Below are 7,131 nucleotides of genomic sequence, written 5' to 3' on the forward strand. Positions count from 1 at the left end.
CGATCAATCACGGTGACACACGGTCGGTGTAGCAGCTACGTAGGAGCTGTGTAGGAGCTGTGTAGGAGCTGTCGAGTGAAACGAGGCTGCGATCTTTTGATCTTTAAAAATTGCACCAAAGCAAAATCAAAAGATCGCAGCCTGCGGCAGCTCCTACGGGGGTTACATGCAACAGATCCATCACGATGACACAGGGTGCAAACACCCCTCAGATCACGAACAAATCCACAAAGCGGTTGACCGGCGTCGCTTCAAGCGCAGCCTGGTCCTTGCACAGGGCGAAGATTTCCGCCGAGCGCTGGGCGGTGAAGCGAGTCGCCAGGTTCGCCTTGAATTTGTCTTCCAGCAATGGAATGCCTTCGACGCGACGACGGCGGTGGCCGATCGGGTATTCAACCACGACCTGTTCGGTGCTTGAGCCGTCGCTGAAGAACACTTGAATCGCGTTGGCAATGGAGCGCTTGTCGGCTTCCAGGTATTCGCGGGTGAAACGCGGGTCTTCGACGATGACCATCTTCTCGCGCAACTCGTCGATGATTGGATGAGCCGCGTGGAACTCGTCTTCGTAGTGCTCGGCTACCAGATTGCCGAACGCCAGCGGCACGGCAGTCATGTACTGGATGCAGTGATCGCGGTCAGCAGCGTTGGCCAATTTACCGACCTTGGAGATGATGCGGATCGCCGACTCGTGGGTGGTGATAACGATCTTCTCGATCTCGTGCAGACGATCCTTGACCTGCGGATGCAGAGTGACCGCGGCTTCGCAGGCGGTTTGCGCGTGGAACTCGGCGGGGAAGCTGATCTTGAACAGCACATTCTCCATCACGTAGCTGCCGTACTTCTGCGTGATGCTGAAGACCCGCTGGTTTTCAGGCTTGAGCGCCAGATCCTTGTTGGTATGGCTGAACAGCACGTCGTAGAAGCCCCACTGCTTTGCCGTCAGCACGCCGGGGATGCCCATTTCACCGCGCAGGGCGATATCTGCCAGACGCACGCCCCGGCTGGACGCATCGCCCGCTGCCCAGGACTTGCGCGAACCGGCGTTCGGTGCGTGGCGGTAGGTGCGCAGCGCCTGCCCATCGGCGAATGCATGGGACAGCGCGGACAGCAGTTGTTCGCGGTTGGCGCCCATCAGTTTCGCGGTGACCGCCGTGGAGGCGACTTTGACCAGGATCACGTGGTCCAGGCCGACCCGGTTGAAGGAGTTTTCCAGGGCGATCACGCCCTGGATCTCGTGGGCCATGATCATCGCTTCCAGCACCGCGCGCACGGTCAACGGCGCGTCGCCATTGGCCACACGTTTCTGTGACAGGTGATCGGCGACCGCAAGAATCCCGCCGAGGTTATCGGACGGATGGCCCCACTCGGCCGCCAGCCAGGTGTCGTTGTAGTCGAGCCAGCGGACGATGCAACCGATGTCCCACGCCGCCTTGACTGGATCAAGCCGAAAACTGGTACCGGGGACGCGGGCGCCAAAAGGGACGATGGTGCCTTCGACGAGAGGCCCCAGGTGCTTGGTGCACTCAGGGAAACGCAAGGCCAGCAGACCGCAACCGAGGGTGTCCATCAGGCAGTTGCGGGCGGTGTCCAGAGCTTCTGTGGACTCGATCTTGAAGGTCAGGACGTAGTCGGCAATGTCCTGCAGGACGGTGTCGTAGTCGGGGCGGATGTTCAGGTCGACGTTGGCGCTCATGGTCCATTTACTCCGCTAAGGGTGAAACGTTACCCCCTGTAGGAGCTCCTACATAGCTCCTACACAGCTCCTTTGGGGATGGGTTTTCTCAGAATGCATCACCAGGCACACGCACCCAGCCTTCCATCAACACCCGCGCACTGCGGCTCATGATGGCTTTTTTCACGGTCCATTCACCGTTGACCTGGCTAGCCTCGGCGCCTACGCGCAGGGTGCCCGATGGATGACCGAAGCGTACCGCGTTGCGCGCAGTGCCGCCCGCGGCGAGGTTGACCAGGGTGCCCGGAATCGCCGCGGCGGTGCCGATGGCGACTGCGGCGGTGCCCATCATGGCGTGGTGCAGCTTGCCCATGGACAGTGCGCGCACCAGCAGGTCGACGTCACCCGCGGCCACCGGCTTGCCGCTGGAGGCGAGGTAATCGGCAGGCTTGCCGACGAAGGCGACCTTGGGTGTGTGCTGACGCTTGGCAGCTTCATCGAGGTGTTCGATCAGGCCCATGCGCAATGCGCCGTGAGCGCGAATGGTCTCGAACATCGCCAGCGCCTTGGGGTCGCCGTTGATCTGGCCTTGCAGTTCGGTACCGGTGTAACCAATGTCCTCGGCATTGACGAAGATGGTCGGGATCCCGGCATTGATCATGGTCACCTTGAGCGTACCGACGCCGGGCACCTCCAGATCATCCACCAGATTGCCCGTAGGGAACATCGAACCCCCTCCACCCTCTTCTTCGGCGGCCGGGTCCATGAATTCGAGCTGGACTTCGGCGGCCGGAAAGGTCACGCCGTCGAGTTCGAAGTCACCGGTTTCCTGCACCGCGCCATCAGTGATGGGCACATGGGCGATGATGGTCTTGCCGATGTTGGCTTGCCAGATGCGTACGATGGCCACGCCGTCGCGCGGAAGGCGACTGGCGTCCACCAGGCCGCTGCTGATGGCGAATGCGCCGACCGCAGCCGAGAGGTTGCCGCAGTTGCCACTCCAGTCGACGAACGGCTTGTCGATAGAGACCTGACCGAACAGGTAATCGACATCATGGTCGGCCTGGGTGCTTTTCGCCAGGATCACCGTCTTGCTGGTGCTCGAGGTCGCCGCGCCCATGCCGTCGATCTGTTTGTCATAAGGGTCGGGGCTGCCGATTACCCGCAGCAACAGTGCATCGCGGGCCGCGCCCGGGACCTGTGCGGATTCGGGAAGGTCTTGCAGGCTGAAGAACACGCCTTTGCTGGTGCCGCCGCGCATATAGGTGGCGGGAATCCTGATTTGTGGTGCGTGAGCCATGGAGCGGGTTTCCTTATTGGCAGCGGCGAGACCTTGTCGGCCCGCCGCTGCACGTCGGGTTAGACGGCAACAGCCGATTCGAGGAAGTCCTGGGCGAAACGCTGCAGCACGCCGCCAGCCTCATAGATCGAGACTTCTTCGGCGGTGTCGAGGCGGCAAGTGACCGGCACGTCGAGACGCTCGCCGTTCTTGCGGGTGATCACCAGGGTCAGGGTGCTGCGCGGGATGCGTTCGCCGATTACGTCGAAGGTTTCACTGCCGTCGATGCCCAGAGTCTTGCGATCGGTGCCCGGTTTGAACTCCAGCGGCAGCACGCCCATGCCCACCAGGTTGGTGCGGTGAATTCGTTCGAAGCCTTCGGCAGCGATAGCTTCCACACCGGCCAGGCGTACGCCCTTGGCCGCCCAGTCACGGGACGAGCCCTGACCGTAATCGGCGCCGGCGATGATGATCAGCGGCTGCTTGCGCTCCATGTAAGTTTCGATGGCTTCCCACATGCGCATGACCTGGCCTTCCGGCTCGACGCGAGCCAGGGAACCCTGTATCACCTTGCCGTTTTCCTGGACCATTTCGTTGAACAGTTTCGGGTTGGCAAAGGTCGCGCGTTGGGCGGTCAAGTGGTCGCCGCGGTGGGTGGCGTAAGAGTTGAAGTCCACCTCTGGCAGGCCCATCTTGGCGAGGTATTCACCGGCTGCGCTGTCGAGCATGATGGCGTTCGACGGCGACAAGTGGTCGGTGGTGATGTTGTCCGGCAGCACCGCCAGAGGGCGCATGCCCTTGAGCGGACGAGCGCCGGCGAGCGCGCCTTCCCAGTACGGCGGACGGCGGATATAGGTGCTCATCTCGCGCCAGTCGTACAGCGGCTCAACCTTGGGACCGGTGTCTTCCTCGATGGCGAACATCGGGATGTAGACCTGACGGAACTGCTCCGGCTTCACCGAAGCCTTGACCACCGCGTCGATCTCTTCGTCGCTTGGCCAGATGTCTTTCAGGCGGATTTCCTTGCCGTTGGCATCCAGGCCCAGCACATCCTTCTCGATGTCGAAACGGATGGTCCCGGCAATGGCGTAAGCCACCACCAGTGGCGGCGACGCGAGGAACGCATTCTTGGCGTACGGGTGAATCCGCCCGTCGAAGTTGCGGTTACCGGAGAGCACCGCGGTGGCGTACAGGTCGCGGTCAATGATTTCCTGCTGGATCAGCGGATCCAGCGCGCCGGACATGCCGTTGCAGGTGGTGCAGGCGAAAGCCACGATACCGAAGCCCAATTGCTCCAGTTCAGTCGTCAGGGCCGCTTCGTCCAGGTACAAGGCAACGGTTTTCGAACCGGGTGCCAGGGACGACTTGACCCAGGGTTTGCGGGTCAGCCCGAGCTTGTTGGCATTGCGCGCCAACAGGCCGGCGGCGATGACGTTGCGCGGGTTACTGGTGTTGGTGCAACTGGTGATGGCGGCGATGATTACCGCACCATCCGGCATTTGCCCGGGAACGTCGTCCCACTGGCCGGAAATACCTTGAGCCGCGAGGTCCGAGGTGGCGACACGGGCGTGAGGATTGCTCGGGCCCGCCATGTTGCGCACCACCGAGGACAGATCGAAGGTCAGCCCACGTTCGTATTGGGCGCCCTTCAGGCTGTCGGCCCAGAGGCCGGTCAGTTTTGCGTAACTCTCGACCAGTTTCACCTGTTCGTCTTCACGGCCGGTGAGCTTGAGGTAGTCGATGGTCTGTTGGTCGATATAGAACATCGCCGCGGTGGCGCCGTATTCCGGGGCCATGTTGGAGATGGTCGCGCGATCGCCCAAGGTCAGGGCCGAGGCACCTTCACCGAAGAACTCCAGCCAGGCGCCAACCACCTTTTGCTGGCGCAGGAACTGGGTCAGCGCCAGTACCATGTCGGTGGCGGTGATGCCCGGCTGCAACTTGCCGGTGAGCTCGACGCCGACGCTTTCCGGCAGACGCATCCAGGAGGCGCGGCCGAGCATGACGCTTTCAGCTTCCAGACCACCGACACCGATAGCGATCACGCCCAGGGCATCGACGTGCGGGGTGTGGCTGTCGGTACCGACGCAGGTATCAGGGAAGGCCACGCCATCACGCACCTGTATCACCGGAGACATTTTCTCCAGGTTGATCTGGTGCATGATCCCGTTGCCCGGCGGGATCACGTCGACGTTCTTAAAGGCTTTTTTGGTCCAGTTGATGAAGTGGAAGCGGTCTTCGTTGCGACGGTCTTCGATGGCGCGGTTCTTTTCGAAAGCCTCGGGATCGGAGCCACCGGATTCAACGGCCAGGGAGTGATCGACGATCAATTGAGTCGGCACTACCGGGTTCACTTGCGCGGGATCACCACCTTGCAGGGCGATGGCGTCGCGCAGGCCGGCGAGGTCGACCAGCGCGGTCTGGCCGAGAATGTCGTGGCACACCACGCGAGCCGGGAACCACGGGAAGTCGAGGTCGCGCTTGCGTTCGATGAATTGTTTCAGGGATTCGGTGAGCGTGGCCGGGTCGCAGCGACGCACCAGGTTTTCCGCCAGCACGCGGGAGGTGTACGGCAGGGTGTCATAGGCTCCGGGCTGGATGGCCTCGACAGCCGCACGGACGTCGAAGTAATCCAGATGGCTGCCGGGCAGCGGTTTGCGGAATTCAGTATTCATCGTCAGGACTCGGTCACGGTAAATTCAGAGGGGGCGCCTGGTACTGGAGCTGAAGCGAACTCGGTTTAGTGTGGGAGCGAGCTTGCTCGCGATAGCGGTGTATCAGTCGACATTGATGTTGAATGTCAGTCCGTCATCGCGAGCAAGCTCGCTCCCACAGGGTTCTCGGTTTCATTCAGCTGCCAGCGCCGGCACCCACCGGTCAGCGTTGTTCGATTGGCACGAACTTGCGCTGTTCGACGCCGGTGTACTCGGCGCTCGGGCGGATGATGCGGTTGTTGGCGCGCTGTTCGAACACGTGCGCGGCCCAGCCGGTCAGGCGCGAGCAGACGAAAATCGGCGTGAACAGCTTGGTCGGGATCCCCATGAAGTGGTACGTCGAGGCATGGTAGAAGTCAGCGTTGGGGAACAGCTTCTTCTGCTCCCACATGGTCTTGTCGATGGCTTCGGAAACCGGGAACAGCACCTTGTCGCCCACTTCGTCGGCGAGTTTTTTCGACCAGCCCTTGATCACTTCGTTACGCGGATCGTTGTCTTTATAGATCGCGTGACCGAAGCCCATGATCTTGTCCTTGCGCTCGAGCATGCCGAGGGTGCCTTTGATGGCCTCTTCGGGGGACTGGAACTTCTGGATCATTTCCATCGCCGCTTCGTTGGCGCCGCCGTGCAGCGGGCCGCGCAGGGTACCGATAGCAGCCGTTACGCAGGAGAACATGTCTGACAAGGTCGAGGCGCAAACCCGTGCGGCGAACGTCGAGGCATTGAACTCGTGTTCCGCGTAGAGGATCAGCGAAACGTCCATGACTTTGCGGTGCAACTCGCTCGGTTTTTTGTCATGCAGCAAGTGCAGGAAATGCCCGCCGATGGATTCTTCATCAGTGACGCAGTTGATCCGCAGGCCATCGTGGCTGAAGCGATACCAGTAGCACATGATCGCCGGGAACGCGGCCAGCATCCGGTCGGTGACGTCATGTTGCGCAGAGAAATCCTTCTCCGGTTCGATATTGCCGAGGAACGAAGCACCCGTGCGCATCACGTCCATCGGGTGCGCGTCGGCAGGAATGCGTTCGAGCACTTCCTTCAAGGCTTGCGGCAGGTCGCGCAGCGTGCTCAGTTTGCTCATGTAAGCAGCCAGTTGCGCCTTGTTCGGCAGATCGCCGTACAGCAGCAGGTAAGCCACTTCTTCAAACCGCGCGTCGGCAGCCAGTTCGCGAACGTCATAGCCGCGATAGGTCAGCCCGGCGCCCGATTGCCCGACTGTGGACAGTGCGGTTTGCCCGGCAACCTGGCCACGTAGCCCGGCGCCACTCAATACTTTTGCTTCGGCCATTGCTCTCTCCAATCTTGAATTTGTTAGGGAATCGGCAAGCTGTGTTTCATCAGGTTCTTTGGTGATGCTGAAAAGATCGCAGCCTCGCGTTGCTCGACAGCTCCTACTCGGTGACCGAGCCCGGCAACATTCCTGTAGGAGCTGCCGAGTGAAACGAGGCTGCGATCTTTTGATC

The 7,131-nt window shown here is 61.3% G+C and carries 4 protein-coding genes; all 4 read right to left on the reverse strand.

Going from position 1 to position 7,131, the window contains the following annotated elements; translation table 11 throughout:
* Positions 1-208 precede the first annotated feature (208 nt).
* Positions 209-1,693: a 2-methylcitrate dehydratase gene (prpD, locus tag F8N85_RS17790; protein ID WP_150804851.1), complete on the reverse strand. Its 1,485-nt coding sequence runs from the start codon at positions 1,691-1,693 to the stop codon at positions 209-211.
* Positions 1,694-1,781: 88 nt separating this feature from the next.
* Positions 1,782-2,972, reverse strand: a complete 1,191-nt coding sequence (gene prpF / locus F8N85_RS17795) for a 2-methylaconitate cis-trans isomerase PrpF (protein WP_150804852.1) — start codon at positions 2,970-2,972, stop codon at positions 1,782-1,784.
* A 59-nt stretch (positions 2,973-3,031) separates the two neighbouring features.
* Positions 3,032-5,626, reverse strand: coding sequence for a Fe/S-dependent 2-methylisocitrate dehydratase AcnD (gene acnD, locus F8N85_RS17800; RefSeq protein WP_150804853.1), 2,595 nt, complete (start codon positions 5,624-5,626; stop codon positions 3,032-3,034).
* Between the two features lie 202 nt (positions 5,627-5,828).
* Entirely contained in the window at positions 5,829-6,956 is a 1,128-nt protein-coding gene (gene prpC / locus F8N85_RS17805) for a 2-methylcitrate synthase (protein WP_150804854.1), read from the reverse strand.
* Positions 6,957-7,131 lie beyond the last annotated feature (175 nt).

The sequence above is a fragment of the Pseudomonas fluorescens genome, from assembly GCF_902497875.1.
GTDB classification, from domain to species: Bacteria; Pseudomonadota; Gammaproteobacteria; order Pseudomonadales; family Pseudomonadaceae; genus Aquipseudomonas; species Aquipseudomonas fluorescens_BR.

What these genes read in the sequence shown, in the direction of transcription:
- prpC (WP_150804854.1), bottom strand. Translation starts at nt 6,956, where the DNA reads ATGGCCGAAGCAAAAGTATTGAGTGGCGCCGGGCTACGTGGCCAGGTT.
- acnD (WP_150804853.1), bottom strand. Translation starts at nt 5,626, where the DNA reads ATGAATACTGAATTCCGCAAACCGCTGCCCGGCAGCCATCTGGATTAC.
- prpD (WP_150804851.1), bottom strand. Translation starts at nt 1,693, where the DNA reads ATGAGCGCCAACGTCGACCTGAACATCCGCCCCGACTACGACACCGTC.
- prpF (WP_150804852.1), bottom strand. Translation starts at nt 2,972, where the DNA reads ATGGCTCACGCACCACAAATCAGGATTCCCGCCACCTATATGCGCGGC.